Annotated in this window: 14 protein-coding genes; 5 read left to right on the forward strand and 9 right to left on the reverse strand. The window is 74.1% G+C overall.

Annotation, left to right across the window (positions count from 1 at the left end; genetic code table 11):
- Window positions 1-33: 33 nt before the first annotated feature.
- The 3 genes from ACFPFQ_RS28780 to ACFPFQ_RS28790 are packed head-to-tail and all read right to left on the reverse strand — an operon-like array spanning window position 34 to window position 2,815.
- A complete protein-coding gene (locus ACFPFQ_RS28780) occupies window positions 34-1,971 on the reverse strand; it encodes an FtsX-like permease family protein (protein ID WP_379624341.1) in 1,938 nt (645 codons plus the stop codon).
- Entirely contained in the window at window positions 1,968-2,684 is a 717-nt protein-coding gene (locus tag ACFPFQ_RS28785) for an ABC transporter ATP-binding protein (RefSeq protein ID WP_379624343.1), read from the reverse strand. Before ACFPFQ_RS28785 ends, ACFPFQ_RS28780 begins: the two co-directional genes overlap by 4 nt.
- Window positions 2,681-2,815, reverse strand: a complete 135-nt coding sequence (locus ACFPFQ_RS28790) for a hypothetical protein (protein WP_379624344.1) — start codon at window positions 2,813-2,815, stop codon at window positions 2,681-2,683. The genes ACFPFQ_RS28785 and ACFPFQ_RS28790 overlap by 4 nt, the downstream gene beginning before the upstream one ends.
- Window positions 2,816-2,944: 129 nt before the next feature.
- Between ACFPFQ_RS28790 and ACFPFQ_RS28795 the strand changes: the two genes are divergently transcribed.
- A complete protein-coding gene (locus ACFPFQ_RS28795) occupies window positions 2,945-4,123 on the forward strand; it encodes a sensor histidine kinase (RefSeq protein WP_379624377.1) in 1,179 nt (392 codons plus the stop codon).
- On the forward strand, window positions 4,120-4,758 hold the full coding sequence (locus ACFPFQ_RS28800) for a response regulator (RefSeq protein WP_379624346.1): 639 nt from the start codon (window positions 4,120-4,122) through the stop codon (window positions 4,756-4,758). The genes ACFPFQ_RS28795 and ACFPFQ_RS28800 overlap by 4 nt, the downstream gene beginning before the upstream one ends.
- 82 nt (window positions 4,759-4,840) lie before the next feature.
- On the opposite strand, the gene ACFPFQ_RS28805 is transcribed toward ACFPFQ_RS28800, so the two are convergent.
- Both ACFPFQ_RS28805 and ACFPFQ_RS28810 read right to left on the reverse strand, forming a co-directional pair.
- Window positions 4,841-5,752: a S1C family serine protease gene (locus ACFPFQ_RS28805; protein ID WP_379624348.1), complete on the reverse strand. Its 912-nt coding sequence runs from the start codon at window positions 5,750-5,752 to the stop codon at window positions 4,841-4,843.
- A 54-nt stretch (window positions 5,753-5,806) separates the two neighbouring features.
- On the reverse strand, window positions 5,807-6,379 hold the full coding sequence (locus ACFPFQ_RS28810) for a peptide deformylase (protein ID WP_379624350.1): 573 nt from the start codon (window positions 6,377-6,379) through the stop codon (window positions 5,807-5,809).
- Window positions 6,380-6,532: 153 nt separating this feature from the next.
- Between ACFPFQ_RS28810 and ACFPFQ_RS28815 the strand changes: the two genes are divergently transcribed.
- From ACFPFQ_RS28815 to ACFPFQ_RS28825, 3 genes are read left to right on the forward strand one after another with little or no spacing between them, the layout of a single operon-like run.
- Window positions 6,533-6,838, forward strand: a complete 306-nt coding sequence (locus tag ACFPFQ_RS28815; RefSeq protein ID WP_379624352.1) for a DUF3263 domain-containing protein — start codon at window positions 6,533-6,535, stop codon at window positions 6,836-6,838.
- A 58-nt stretch (window positions 6,839-6,896) separates the two neighbouring features.
- Window positions 6,897-7,508 carry a LytR C-terminal domain-containing protein gene (locus ACFPFQ_RS28820; RefSeq protein ID WP_379624354.1) on the forward strand — a complete coding sequence of 204 codons (612 nt, stop codon included), beginning with the start codon at window positions 6,897-6,899 and terminating at the stop codon, window positions 7,506-7,508.
- A 10-nt stretch (window positions 7,509-7,518) separates the two neighbouring features.
- Window positions 7,519-8,040 carry a GNAT family N-acetyltransferase gene (locus ACFPFQ_RS28825; RefSeq protein ID WP_379624356.1) on the forward strand — a complete coding sequence of 174 codons (522 nt, stop codon included), beginning with the start codon at window positions 7,519-7,521 and terminating at the stop codon, window positions 8,038-8,040.
- Window positions 8,041-8,055: 15 nt separating this feature from the next.
- Here ACFPFQ_RS28825 and ACFPFQ_RS28830 read toward each other — a convergent pair whose 3' ends face one another.
- From ACFPFQ_RS28830 to glp, 4 genes are all read right to left on the reverse strand, one after another.
- Window positions 8,056-10,290: an AAA family ATPase gene (locus tag ACFPFQ_RS28830; RefSeq protein WP_379624358.1), complete on the reverse strand. Its 2,235-nt coding sequence runs from the start codon at window positions 10,288-10,290 to the stop codon at window positions 8,056-8,058.
- Between the two features lie 29 nt (window positions 10,291-10,319).
- Window positions 10,320-11,342: a CDP-diacylglycerol--serine O-phosphatidyltransferase gene (pssA, locus tag ACFPFQ_RS28835; RefSeq protein WP_379624360.1), complete on the reverse strand. Its 1,023-nt coding sequence runs from the start codon at window positions 11,340-11,342 to the stop codon at window positions 10,320-10,322.
- Window positions 11,342-12,091: a phosphatidylserine decarboxylase gene (locus tag ACFPFQ_RS28840; RefSeq protein ID WP_379624362.1), complete on the reverse strand. Its 750-nt coding sequence runs from the start codon at window positions 12,089-12,091 to the stop codon at window positions 11,342-11,344. The genes pssA and ACFPFQ_RS28840 overlap by 1 nt, the downstream gene beginning before the upstream one ends.
- Before the next feature lie 388 nt (window positions 12,092-12,479).
- Window positions 12,480-13,706: a gephyrin-like molybdotransferase Glp gene (glp, locus tag ACFPFQ_RS28845; protein WP_379624363.1), complete on the reverse strand. Its 1,227-nt coding sequence runs from the start codon at window positions 13,704-13,706 to the stop codon at window positions 12,480-12,482.
- Between the last annotated feature and the right edge of the window lie 278 nt (window positions 13,707-13,984).

Here is a 13,984-nt window from a genome sequence, read left to right on the forward strand (position 1 = left end):
CTCCTTCGTGAGTGGGGAGCGGGGAACGGGCGGTCAGTCGTCGTCGGCTCGGGTGGTCACCGAACGCAGCAGCGGCCGGCTGGCCGCGGACGCCGCGATCACCAGCGCCACGCCGCCACCGAGCACGCCGGCGAGCACGAGCAGGCCCGAAGGCGCGAGCGCCGACGAGACCGCGGCGAACGGCGACGCGCACACCATGCCGAGCACCAGCGCGATGCCGCCGAGCACCAGCAGCGGGCGGATCGTCTCGGCCCGCCGGGCGGCGTCGAGCACGCGCAGCGGCACCCCGGCCAGCCGCAGCCTGCGCAGCGTGCGGCGCTGGTCGAGCACCCGCGCGGCCGAGGACGTGCCGGCCGAGGTCGCGGCGATCAGGAACGTTCCGATCAGGACGATGAACGCACCGCGCGCCAGATCGCCGGGCAGCACGCTCGCGGTCGCACCCTGCTCGGCCTCGGTGAGCACCGCCGACCCGGCCGCGATCCCGGCGAGCGCCGTGCGGACGCGGTCGCGCTCGACCCCGGCCACCGGCAAGATGTCGACGCCCGGGTCGGCAGGGGTCACCTGCGCGGCGATGCCCATCGCGTCGAGGCGCGCGGACACGTCCGCGGTGGTCACGGGCGGTTGGCCGCGGCGCGTCGAGAGGTGCAGTGTCGTGTCGTCGGAGCCGCCTGCGCCGGCCACCACGGCCATCAGCGGGGCCAGGAACCCCGCCACGAACACGGCCAGCGTCAGGCCGGCGAGCGGGCGGAACGCGGCGCGCGGGTCGTCGAGCAGCCTGCGGCCCGCCACCAGCCGGGCGGGCGAGCGCGCGGTGCGGGTCAGCGCCACCCCGATCAGCCGGACGATCAGCGGCCCGATCAGCGACACCGTGGCGAACATGGCCAGCACGCCGACGGCGAAGATCAGCCCGGCGAACGCGGCCGGCCCGGCGCTGCGCAGCGAGTTGGCCATCGTGAACACGACGAGCCCTGCCACGATCGCGAGCAGCCGCAACAGGCGTGCCGACCCCGGGCGCTGGCGCCGCATGACGCCGAGCGGCCCGACCACGACCTGCCGCATGCCGCCGATCGCGGCCAGCAGCGCGAGCAGGGTGACCCCGGCGACGATGCCGAGCGCGACCAGCGGTGGCGGGCGCAGGTCGTCGGCGTACCAGCCCGAACCGCCGAGCTGGATCAGGCTGAGCGCGGGGGCCAGCAGCCACTGGGCCGCGAGCCCGACGATCGCGGCCGCGGCGGCGACGGCCGTGACCTCGGTGACCGCGACGACCGTGACCTGACCGGTGGAGGCGCCGAGCAGCCGCAGCGTCGCCAGGCGTTCGGTGCGGCGGGCCGCCGTCAGCCGTGCCGAGGCCCCGAGCAGGCTGATCACCGGGAAGATGAGCAGCGCCGCGGCCACGTAGGTGAGCTGGCGGTAGATCTCGATCGTGCCGACGCCGTCCGGCACCCCGAAGCCGCTCACGGGCACCGCGCCGGGCACCGGCCCGGCGCGTCCGATGATCGCGACGAGCTCGTCGCTGTCGACGAGGCCCGCGTCGGTGATCGTTCCCGTCGGAGCGGCCGGGAAGCGCGCGGCGAGCCGATCGGCCGGCAGCTCCTTCAGCAGCGTGGCGAGCGCGGGTGACACCCACACCTCGCCCGGCGCGGGCATCCGGGCGAGCCCCGGCGGCGGTGGCGCGGTCGGGCTCGTCGCGGCGAGGTCGACGATCTGCAGGGCCCGGCCGGCGGCCCGGTCGGTCGTCACCCGGACCCTCGCCACCGCGGGTGCGTCCGACGCGGACAGCCCGGTCTCGGCGCGCCAGCCCGTCCGGACCTGCCGCTCGTCCCAGCCGTGCAACGCTCCGAGCGCCACGGCCAGCAGCATCGTGCCGACGGCGACGCCCGCGCCCACCAGCCCGGCGCTCAGCCACGCCCGCCGTCCCCCCAGTCGCAGCAGGCGCAGGCTCAGCGCGGCCGTGCGGACGATCCCCGTCATCGGGCGACCGGCGCGAACGGGTGCGGCGAGACCCCGACCTGGGCCGTGCGCCCGTCCCGCAGCTCGACGGTGCGGTGGCAGCGCGCCGCCACCTCCGCGTCGTGGGTGACGACGACGAGCCCGGCACCCGTGCGCGCGACCAGCCCGGTCAGCAGGTCCATCAGATGGTTGCCGGTGTCGGTGTCGAGCGCCCCGGTCGGCTCGTCGGCGAAGACGACCTCGGGCTCGGTCACCAGCGCGCGGGCAATCGCGACGCGCTGCTCCTGACCACCCGACAGCTGCCCCGGCCGGCGCTCCTCGAGCCCGCCGAGCCCGAGCACCGTGAACCACGGGGCCGCCTTCGCGACGGCCTCGGCGCGGCGCATCCCGCCGAGCATCAGCGGCAGTGCCACGTTCTCGACGGCAGGCAGCTCCGGCAGCAACTGGCCGAACTGGAAGACGAACCCGAGCCGGGCACCGCGCAGCGCGGTACGGCGCGACTCCGACCAGCCGTCGATGCGGTCGGGCCCGAGCCAGACCTCACCCTCCGACGGTGTGAGCACGCCCGCCAGGCAGTGCAGCAGCGTCGACTTGCCGGAGCCGGACGGCCCGGTCACGGCGACGACCTCGCCGCGGTGCACCACGATCTCCGCGCCGTGCAGCACCGTGGTGGCGCCGTAGCGGTGGGTGAGCCCGACGCCGCGCAGCACGGGCACGGGGCCGACCGCCGTCATCGCCCGGCTTCCGGGTGGCGGCGGCCTTGGGCGAAGAGCTCCATCAGCGGCAGTGCCGCCATCACGACCAGCACGAGCACCCCGGCGATCCAGGCCGAGGTGCTGAGCACCTGCGCGATCAGTTCCGTCATGGCAGCAACGCTCTCGTGCCGGCGGGTGCCCGTACCTCGGCCGGAGGACCGAACGCAGCAACCACCGGTCGTACTTCCGGCCGAGGGTGAGGTGCTTCCGCCGGCATCTACGCTGGTCACGTGATCGACATGCTCCGCTGGGTGCGGCGGCGCTACGGGCTGGTCATCGAGCTGCTCGGCTACGGCTTCTGGTACCTGATCGACGTGGTCGCCGCCGTCGGAGGCGGATCCGTGCTCGGGCTCGTCGCGGGTGCGGCCGTCGCCGCCATCGCGCTGCTGCGCTGGCGGCAGAACACCGACGTCGCACGGATCGCGCCGATCGCCATCGGCACGTCGCTGCTGTTCTCCGCGTTCGCGGCGGCCACCACGCTGGACCCGCGGCTGAACCTGCTGTTCGGCTACTCGACGTTCACCGAGATGTCGTTCACCGAGCAGCTCGCGCTGGCGCTGCTGGTGATCGCCGTGCTGCGCCGCTCCGAGATGCGCACCGCGCTGCTGCTGACGGGCGCGGCCGCCATCGCGATCGTCGGATCACCGATCGCCCGCGTCGGCGACTCCACCTACGAGGTCCTCGGCGTCCTGTCGGCGCTGGGCTGGGGCGGTGCCGTCGCCATCGGGCTCGCGCTGCGGGAGATCGAGACGCGCCGCCGGGCCACGCTCGACGACGTCCGGTCCGCGGAGCGCATGGAGCTGGCCCGCGAGCTGCACGACGTGGTCGCCCACCACGTCACCGGCATCGTCGTCGCCGCGCAGGCCGCGGCGGTGGTCGCCCGCAAGTCGCCCGACGACGTCGACCGGGCGCTGGCCGCCATCGAGGTGGCCGGCACCGACGCGCTCTCGGCGATGCGCCGGATGGTCGGCGTGCTGCGCGGCCAGGACTCCGACGGCGCCCGCACCCCCGGCGCCGAGCTGGGCGAGCTGCCCACGCTCGTGCAGCGCTTCGACCCGGACTCCCGCCTCGTCCGGCTGCTGATCGACCCGGGTCTGGAGCACGCGGTGCTCCCCGCCGGGGTCGCCGCCACCGGGTACCGCGTCGTGCAGGAAGCTCTCACCAACGTCCGCCGGCACGCGCCGGAGGTGGCGAACGTGGAGGTGGATGTGCGGCTGCGCGAGGCGACGCTGCTGGTCACGGTGCGCAACGACGGGGTGCCGGCGGTGCCGGGCCGACCGCGGGGCGGCACGGGCGGGTTCGGGCTCGCCGGCATGGCCGAGCGGGTGGCGGCGCTGGACGGCCAGCTGACGGCCGGGCCCACGCAGCCGGGCGTGTGGACCGTGGCCGCGCGCATCCCGCTGCAGGTGCGCCGGTGATCCGCGTGCTGCTGGCCGACGACCAGGAGATGGTCCGCACCGGCTTCCGGCTGATCCTCACCGCGGAGGACGGCGTCGAGGTGGTGGGCGAGGCCGGCACCGGCGTCGACGCCGTGACGCTGGCCCGCAGGCTGCGCCCGGACGTCGTGCTGATGGACATCCGGATGCCCGAGCTCGACGGACTGGAGGCCACCCGCGCGCTGATGGCCGACGCGGAACCGCCGCGGATCGTCGTGGTCACCACGTTCGACCTCGACGAGTACGTCTACGGCGCGCTGCGCGCAGGTGCGTGCGGGTTCCTGCTCAAGGACGCCGGGCCGCGGCTGCTCGTGGAGGCCGTGCGGGCCGCCGCCAACGGCGACGCGCTGGTGTCACCGTCGATCACCGTGCGGCTGCTGCAGCACCTCGCGGCGCGTCCCACCGGCCGTCCGGCCCTGCCCGACCCGCTGTCGCCCCGCGAGCTCGACGTGGTGCGCTCGGTGGCCAGGGGCCGCACCAACGCGGAGATCGCGGCGGAGCTGTTCGTGTCGCTGTCCACGGTGAAGACGCACCTCACCAACGTGCAGGGCAAGCTCGGGGCCCGCAACCGGGTGGAGATCGCGGCCTACGCGTGGGAGCACGGGCTGGTGCGGTAGCGCCCGGAACCCTCGCCCGTTGCAGGAAAGCCACTTTGCTGCAACGACGTTGCGGGAAAGTGGCTTTCCTGCAAGCCCCCGGCTACCCCAGCTCCGTCGGCATCGCGATCACGTCCACCATCGCCCCGTTGCGCAATACCGTCACCGGCAGCGGCACCCCGATGGCATCGCCGAACAGCTGCCGCTGGATGCCCTGGGCGTCGTGCACCGGGTTGCGCCCGACGTCGAGCACGAGGTCACCGGCCCGCAGCCCGGCCTCGGCGGCGGGGCTGCCCCCGATCACCTCGGCCAGCCGCAGCCCGTTGCGCCTGCCGTAGCGATCGGCCACGGACGCCGGGACCGGTGCCGGGGTGCCGACCACACCCAGGTAGGCGCGGCGCACCCGCCCGTCGGCGAGCAGCGCGGCCACGATCCGGCGGGTGGTGGCGTTGACGGGCACCGCGAGCCCGAGCCCGACCCCGGCGACGGCGGTGTTGATACCGACCACCCGGCCGGTCGCGTCGGCCAGCGCTCCGCCGGAGTTGCCGGGGTTGAGCGCGGCGTCGGTCTGGATGACGTCCTCGACGACCCGGCCGGCGCTGCCGCTGCGGGTGGGCAGGGCCCGGCCCAGCGCGCTCACGACGCCCGCGGTGACCGAGCCCGCGAGACCGAGGGGGTTGCCGACGGCCACCACGAGCTGCCCCACGACGAGCTCGTCGGCGTCGCCGAGGCGCACCGGTTCGGGCAGCTCGGACGGGTCGGCTGCGCGCAGGACGGCCAGGTCGGAGAGCGGGTCGGTGCCCACCACCTCGACCTGCACCTGCGTGCCGTCGACGAAGTCGGCGCGGCCGCGGCGGGCGTCGCCCACCACGTGCGCGTTGGTGACGAGCACGCCGTCGCCGTTGACGACGACAGCCGATCCGCTGCCGCGGCCCATGCGGACCGCGGCGACCTTGCGCGTCAGCTCGGCAGCAACGGCGCTGACCGTGCGGGAGTAGGAGTCGAGTTCGTCCACGACGGCCTCCTGCAGCCAATTACACACTTACAGGAGTACAACGGTACGCCGGTTTCAGACGTCCTCGGCCTGCTGCGTGGACGGGTCCCACTCCAGGCCGGGCACACCCCAGCCGTTGCGCCGGACGGCCTTGCGCGCCGCCCGCAGGTTGCGTCCGACCAGCCGGTCGACGTAGATGATGCCGTCGAGGTGGTCTGTCTCGTGCTGCAGGCAGCGGGCCAGGAACCCGTGGCCCTCGACGACCACCGGCGTGCCGTCGAGGTCGACGCCGGTGACGCGCGCCCAGTCCGCACGCCCGGTCGGAAAGACCTCGGCGGGCACCGACAGGCAGCCCTCGTCGTCGTCATCGGGGTCGGGCATGGTCTCCGGACGCTCGGAGGTCTCGAGCACGGGGTTGATGACGACGCCCCGGACGTTGGCCCGGATCTGCTCGTCGGGGCAGTCGTACACGAACAGGCGGAGGTCGACGCCCACCTGGTTCGCGGCGAGCCCGACGCCCTCGGCGGCCGCCATGGTGTCGAACATGTCGACGACCAGGGCTTTCAGCTCGCCGTCGAACGTCTCGACGGGGCGGGTCGGGGTGTGCAGGACGGGATCGCCGATAATGCGAATGGGACGGACGGCCACGTTTTCGAGCGTAGGCCGTGCCCTCGTCGGTGCAGAAACACACCCCTGTGGGTGGCGCGTCCCTGCCCGGTCCCGGCCGGTCGACCGTGGTTCAATATCGCCTCGAATGACAGGCGTGTTATTCGATGGACGTGCAAGGCCGCGAGGAGTGCGATGGAGTCCGCCACCGAGACCAGCGGGGTGTCAGCAACCGAGGCCGGTGGTCACGTGCTGGACCGTCGCGAGCGCGAGATCCTGGCGTTCGAGGGGCAGTGGTGGAAGTACGCGGGCGCCAAGGAACAGGCCATCCGCGAGCTGTTCGACATGTCCGCCACCCGGTACTACCAGGTGCTCAACGCGCTCGTCGACAAGCCGGAAGCCCTCGCGGCCGACCCGCTGCTCATCAAGCGGCTGCGGCGGCTGCGCACCAGCAGGCAGCGCACCCGTGCGGCGCGTCGGCTGGGCATCGAACCCTGGTGAGGGCACCATGATCGACACTTCGCCCGTTCACTGACCGGGTTCCGCCCAGGAGGCAACCGTGACCGCACCTGCTCCGTCCGGAGGGTCCTCACCGCTGAGGATCGGCGGTCTTGCCTTGATCGGCGTCGGCGTCATCGCCGGCCTCGTCGGGCTCGGCACGCTGGCCACCAGCGGCGGTGCTCCCGGCGTCGCCGCGCCGGCCGCTACCAGCACCGCCGCGGCCCCCGCCGACCAACCGCCCCCCGCCGCAGCGCCCGCGCCGACGGGTGACGCCGCCGTCCCCGTGCCGTCCTTCGGCCCGACGCCCACCAACGCGATCGCCGCGCCGCCCACCACCACATCGGCGCCGGCGCCTGCCGCGGGCGGCAACGACGGCTCGTTCACGCGCGCCCCGGTGCGGGTCTACAACAACAGCACCATCAGCGGGCTCGCCGCTCGTGCCGCCGACGACTTCCGCGCCGCGGGCTGGCCGGTGGAGCAGGTGGCCAACTACCCGCAGGGCATCATCCCCACCACCACCGTCTACTACCGGCCCGGCACCGACGAGCAGGCCGCTGCCACCGCTCTCGGCGGCCAGTTCGGCATGCGGGTCGAGCCGCGCTTCGAGGGGCTGACCGAGGCGAGCCCCGGCCTGATCGTGATCGTGACCAACAACTTCCAGGGCCGGTGACGTCGGGTCGGTGCGCACCACGCTGACCGATACCGCTCCTGCGCCCGAACTGCTCGCCGACGCCGTCGCGCTCTACGGGGCGGCGTTCGGCGGAGCGCCCTACTTCGAGACGGCCGAGCAGGCCGCGGGATTCGGCGAGCAGGTGCAACGGCATGCGCGCGAGCGCGCCGGGTTCCGGTTCGTCACCGTGCAGGACGGTGACACGCTGCTGGCGTTGGCGATGGCCGTGCTGGCGCGCCCCGGGCAGTGGTGGCGTGACCAGGTCGCCGGCAGGCTGAGCGTCGCGGACGCCGACCGCTGGCTGGGCCCAGAGTGCCTCGAGGTCATCGAGGTGGCCGTGGCACCCGCCGCGCACGGCCGCGGGCTGGGCAGGCTCGTGCACGACGTCCTCATCAGCGGCTCACCCGCCCCGACGGGAGCGCTGATCTGCCACCCGGAGGCACTCGCGGCCCAGCGGCTCTACACCAGCCGCGGCTGGACGCGGATCGGCAGCATGGACGACGGCCGCTGGCTGCTGGCCCGCGACCTCTGACCACCCTGCGCAGCGTTACGGGCGGCGGTCGGCGTAGGCCTGCAGCTGGGCGAGCTGCTCCGGGTCCAGTGAGGCCGGCACCGCGGCTCGCGCGGCGGCGATGTGCGCACCGGTGACGCACGCGGCGTCGAGGGACTCCCGCATCGCCGTGAGCGCCGCCTCCCGCAGCACGGCCGCGCAGTCGGCGGCCGAGTAGCCCTCCAGCTCCGCGCCCAGCGCGTCGAGGTCGACGTCGTCGGCCAGCGGCGTGTTGCGCCCGGCCGCCCGCAGGATCTCCGCCCGCGCGGCCGCGTCCGGCGGCGGCACGTAGACGAGGCGCTCCAGCCGTCCCGGGCGCAGCAGCGCCGGGTCGATCAGCTCAGGACGGTTGGTGGCACCGACCACGATGACGTCGCGCAGCGGCTGCGCACCGTCGAGCTCGGTGAGCAGCGCCGCGACGACACGGTCGGCCACCCCCGAGTCCGACGACTGGCCGCGCCGCGGCGCGAGCGCGTCGACCTCGTCGAGGAAGATCAGCGAGGGTGCCGCGTCGGACGCCTTGCGGAACAGCTCACGCACCGCCCGCTCCGACTCCCCCACGTACTTGTCGAGCAGCTCCGCGCCCTTCACGGAGATGACGTTGAGCTGCCCGCTGCCCGCGAGCGCGCGGAGCAGGAACGTCTTGCCGCAGCCGGGCGGCCCGTAGACCAGCACGCCGCGCGGTGCCGCGACACCGAGCCGCGCGAACGAGTCGGGGTACTGCAGCGGCCACAGCACCGCCTCGGTGAGCGCCTGCTTGACCTCGACCATGTCACCCACGTCGTCGAGGGTCAGCCCGCCGGTCTGCAGCGTGTCCGACGACGACATCGAGATCGGCCGGACGGACCCGACGGCGTCGAGCAGGTCCTGCTGGGCGATGCGCGGGTCGCCGTCGCCGTGGTGGCGCAGCGCGGCCTGCACCGCCGCCTCCCGGCGCACGGCGACGAGGTCGGCGACGACGAACCCGGGCGCGCGTTCCGCCACGGCCTTGAGGTCGACGCCGTCCGCGAGCGGCACGGTGGTGAGCAGCCTGCGCAGCAGCTCGGTGCGGATCCGCAGGTCGGGCAGCGCGAGCCCGAGCTCGCGGTCGATCAGGTCGGGGGCGCGCAGCCGCGGGTCGACGGACTCGGGTTCGGCCGTGGTGGCCACCAGCCCGAACGCCGGGGTGGCCAGCGCGGCCCGCAGCGCGTCCAGGACGAGGGTGCCCAGCGGCGTCGGGGTCGCGGCGGGCAGGAGCGCCTCGATGTCGGTGACGACGAGCAGTGTCCGGGTGCCACCCAGCGCCGCGGTGCGGGCCGCGCCGATGGCGTCGTGCACGCGCTGGGCTGCCGCGGCGGGCTCGATGGCAGCGATGCCCGGCGCCACGAGCTCCACGCAGTTCGCCTCGACGGCGGCGGCCGCGCTGCGCGCCAGCGTCAGCTTCCCGACACCCTCCGGCCCGGCCAGCAGCACCCCGAGATGAGCACTGCCACCCAACCGGGCGAGCAGCTCCGGGCGGCCGAACGCGAGGTCGAGCCACTCGACGAGCCTGCGCGCGGAGTCGGCGTTGCCCACCAGGTCGTCGATCGCGACGACGGGCTCGGCGGACACCACGGCAGCAGCGAACGGAACACGGGGAACCGCGGCCGCGGCCGGAGCGGCCACGGTCACCGTCGCCGCGTCGTTGCCGGTGGTGGCGCCGCCCTCCCACCCCACCACCGTGCTCGGACGCACCGCGACGGCGCCTGCCGGCTCCACCAGCGACACGGTGAGCAGCTCGGTGGTCCAGGCGCCGCCCAATGCGACGGACACCTGCTGCTTGGCGGCGGGCGCGTTGGACCCGGGCGCCGGCTCCACGTCCTGCGGGAGCAGCGAGACCGCATCACCGCCGGTCACGACCTTGCCGAGCAACGCGAGGCGCACCGTCTCCGGGGAGAGCATGGCGCGGGCGAGACGGGACCCGGTCACGCGCACGTGGCGCGCCGGGGCCACGTCGGCCGGGGTGATCACGACCGACGACCCGTCGGAGAGGCCGGCGTTCGACAGCGTGACGTCGTCGAGGGTGGCCTGGCCGGGCGGGTGCTCACCGGGCGCGACGAGCGCCGTGGTGACCCTGGCCCCGGTCAGCGTCACCGCGTCCCACGAGCGCAGGCCCAGCGCGTCGATCACCTCGGGGTGCAGGCGGACGACACCGCGCCGGGAGTCGGCGGCGGAGGCGGCGAGACGGGCGACGAGGGTGATCGTGGGATCCACGGCGGCCACGCTATCCGGCCCGGCAGCGATCAGCGGCGGTTGCCCCGGCGCAGCCCCAGCCGCAGCCTGTTGCCGCGCGGTTGCGGGGCCGGTCCGGGTGCCTGCGCGCCATTGCCGCCGCGGGTGCTGCCGTTGCCACCACGTGCCCGCTGCACGGCGCCACCGGCGTCGTCACCGAAGCGCCGCACGGCGCGCGCCACCGCGCTGGCCCGCCCGGCGACACCGCGACGCAGCGGCGGGCGCAGCCCGAGCCGGCGCGCCGAACGCGCGGCCCTCGCCACTTCCCGGCGCTGGCGGACGGGGACGTTCCACGCCTCCGGGTGCCTGCCGAGCCAGCGGTGTCGGTGGATCGTGTACGGCACGGTCAGGAGGTAGCCGACGGCCACCACCGCCAGCCCGAGGAACGGCGCGGTGATCAGCACGGCGGCCGCGATCCCGACGAGCACCAGCAGCGGCGCGATGAACCGCTGGGAGACCCGCACGGTCTTGAACGACAGCGTCGGCAGCCTGCTGACCATCAGCCCGGCGGTGACCAGCGCCCACAGCCCCACCAACACCTGGTCGGACCACCAGCCAGGGCCGAAGTGCAGGGTGACGTAGAGCGGGATGCCCGCCAGCAGCGCGGCCGCGGGCGCGGGCACCCCGACGAAGAACTCCTTGGCGTAGGGGACCTCGTCCTCGACGTCGAGCAGCGTGTTGAAGCGGGCCAGCCGCAGCGCCATGCACACGGCGAAGATCAGCGCCACGGCCCAGCCGAAGCGGCTGCCCTCCAGTGCCCAGATGTAGATGACGAGCGCGGGCGCGACCCCGAAGGAGACGAGGTCCGACAGCGAGTCGAGCTCGGCACCGATCCGGCTGCTGGCGTCCAGCAGGCGGGCGAGGCGGCCGTCGAGCGCATCGCACAGTGCGGCGACGCCGGTGGCGGCGACGCACCACGCGAAGTTGTGGCTCAGCGCGAAGTACACCGACGAGAGCCCGGCACACAGCGCGAGCACCGTGACGGCGTTGGGCAGCAGCCGGATGCCCGCGGCGTAGGTGGGAGGGACGGGCATCAGCTGCGCCTCGGTTCGCCGGCCTCGGGAAGGCGCGCGAGCACCGTCTCGCCGCCGATCGTCCGCTGGCCGACGGCCACGGTGACCTGCGAGCCCGGTGGCAGGTAGGTGTCGACGCGCGAGCCGAACCGGATGAGGCCGTAGGTCTCCCCCGCGGCCACCTCGTCACCCGCCGCCACGTCGCAGACGATCCGGCGGGCCAGCAGCCCGGCGATCTGGACGACGCCCAGCCGCACCCCGGAGGTGGTCTCCAGCAGCAGGGCGCTGCGCTCGTTGTCCTCGCTCGCCTTGTCCAGGTCCGCCGACAGGAACTTGCCGGGCCGGTACTCGACGGCGAGCACGTGGCCATCGGCCGGAATGCGCTGGACGTGCACGTCGAGAACGGAGAGGAAGACGCTGACCCGCGGGGACGGCACGCGCGGCAGGTCCAGCTCCGGTGGCGGTACCACGTCGGAGATGGTGGCCACGGTGCCGTCGGCGGCGGCGAGCGCGACCCCCGTGAGCGGCGGCGCCACCCGCACCGGGGAGCGGAAGAACGCTGCGGTGGCCGCGGTGGCGAGCACGCCTGCCATGGTGCCGCGCCCCGTGACGGCGCGGATCAGACCCGCTGCCAAGGCCACACCGGCGACGAGCGGCCTGCCGCCGGGGTGCATGGGTGGGATGGCGGCCCGCACGAGCCCTGCGACGTGGGAGAGCGAGAATCCCTCGTGGGAGATTCCGGAAGGGGTCTCCCGGGACTGGTCCGACATGGGGGCGGTTCCGCTCCTCCGACGCGGCGGCCCGGACGGGCCACGTGGCGGCGGCTACGGTACGCGAGAAACGGACAGTGATCACGGCGCCGTGCGCAACGGCGGCCGGATACGCAAAGGGCCGGGGCCGTCATCCCCCGAGACGACGACCCCGGCCGTGGAACCGCTCGTCCGCTCCCCAGCGACGGGCGGTAGGTCTTTGCGATGTGATGGGTGATACCCCCATCACTCGGAAAGTATTCCTGGTTGTGCGATCGATCGTCCAGATCGCGGGTAAAGAACCCCACTATCAGCACCGATCGGCCGAGCGCTCACCAGTGAAGACGCTCCGAGAGCGTCCAGTGTTGCATGTGAAGAGTGTGACGTACACCACGATAGCCCGGACGGATCACACTTCGATCAGCCAGACGTCCATCCGGGTGCCCACCGGCAGCTCCGTGACGTCCTCCGGCACGACGAACAAGCAGTCCGACCTGGCCATCGACCCGAGCCGGTGCGATGCCGGGGTGCCGATCTCCCCGACCGTGCCCGCCACGGCGTCGAGCACGCCGCGGCGGAACTGGCGGCGGCCGAGCGGTGACGTGAGAGCGTGACCGAGCGTAGCCGTCACGACCGGCCGATCCGGGTGCGGATGGCCCTGCATCCGCAGCAGCGCGGGCCGCACGAACACCTCGAACGAGACCTGCGAGCTCACCGGGTTGCCGGGCAGCGTGACCACGGCGACCCCGCCGAGCTCGGCGACCCTACCGGCGCCCTGCGGCCCACCCGGCTGCATCGCGACCTTGACGAACTCCACGCCGCGTCCGGTGAAGGCGTCCTTGACCACCTCATAGGCGCCGGCGCTCACCCCACCGGAGGTGAGGATCAGGTCGACGCCGCCGTGCTCGACCCGCTCGCGCAGCGTCGCGAGGAACTGCTCCTCGTCATCGGGGACGAACCGCAGCAGCTCCGCCAGCCCGCCCGCGTCCTCGACGGCGGCGGCGAGCATCGGCCCGTTCGACTCGTAGATCTGACCGGGCAGCAGGGGCGAGCCGGGGGCCACCAGCTCCGAACCGGTGGAGAGCACGAGCACGACGGGCCGCCGGAAGACCGGCACCTCGGCCGCTCCGACCGCGGCGGCCAGGCCGATCTGCGCGGCGCCCAGCACCACCCCGGCCGGGAGCACGATGTCGCCGGTGACGACGTCCTCTCCCGCTCGCCGGACGTGGGTGCCGGGCGCCGGGGCACCGCTGATGCGGACCTTCTCGGCGCCTCCGTCGGTGAGCTCCACCTGCACGATGGCGTCCGCGCCCGCCGGCATCAGCGCACCGGTCATGATCCGGTGGACGGTGCCGGGCTCGAGCGGTGGGACGTCGGTGCGCCCGGCGGGGATGTCGGCCGCCACCACGAACTCGAGCGGCGCGTCCGCGGAGGCGCCTGCCACCTCCGCAGCCCGGACCGCGTAACCGTCCATCGCGGAGTTGTCGAACGACGGGAGCGCCACGGCGGCGACGAGGTCGGCCGCCAGCACCCGGCCCCGGGCGCCGGCGAGCGGCACCTGCTCCGCAACGGGCCGCGGCAGCAGTGCCGCGACGACCGCACGATGGTCCTCGACCGTTCTCGGAGAGCTCGCCACAGGTGCATCGTGCCCGATCAGGAGGACGCCGACCCCGCCGGGCGCGCTTGCACTCGCATTCGGCGAGTGCTAGAACCGGACTAGCACTCGACACGGTAGAGTGCCAGTTGTCGAGCAGATGAGATCGGCGCAGGGTTGTCGGTCGTCCGTCGCGGGCGTCGCGCTCGACGAAAGACTCACGTGTCATCCCAATCGGAGGACAACACCCCCATGGCGAAGATGATCGCGTTCAACGAGGAGGCACGCCGCGGGCTCGAGCGCGGCATGAACACCCTCGC

This window comes from Pseudonocardia sp. GCM10023141 (genome assembly GCF_042653605.1).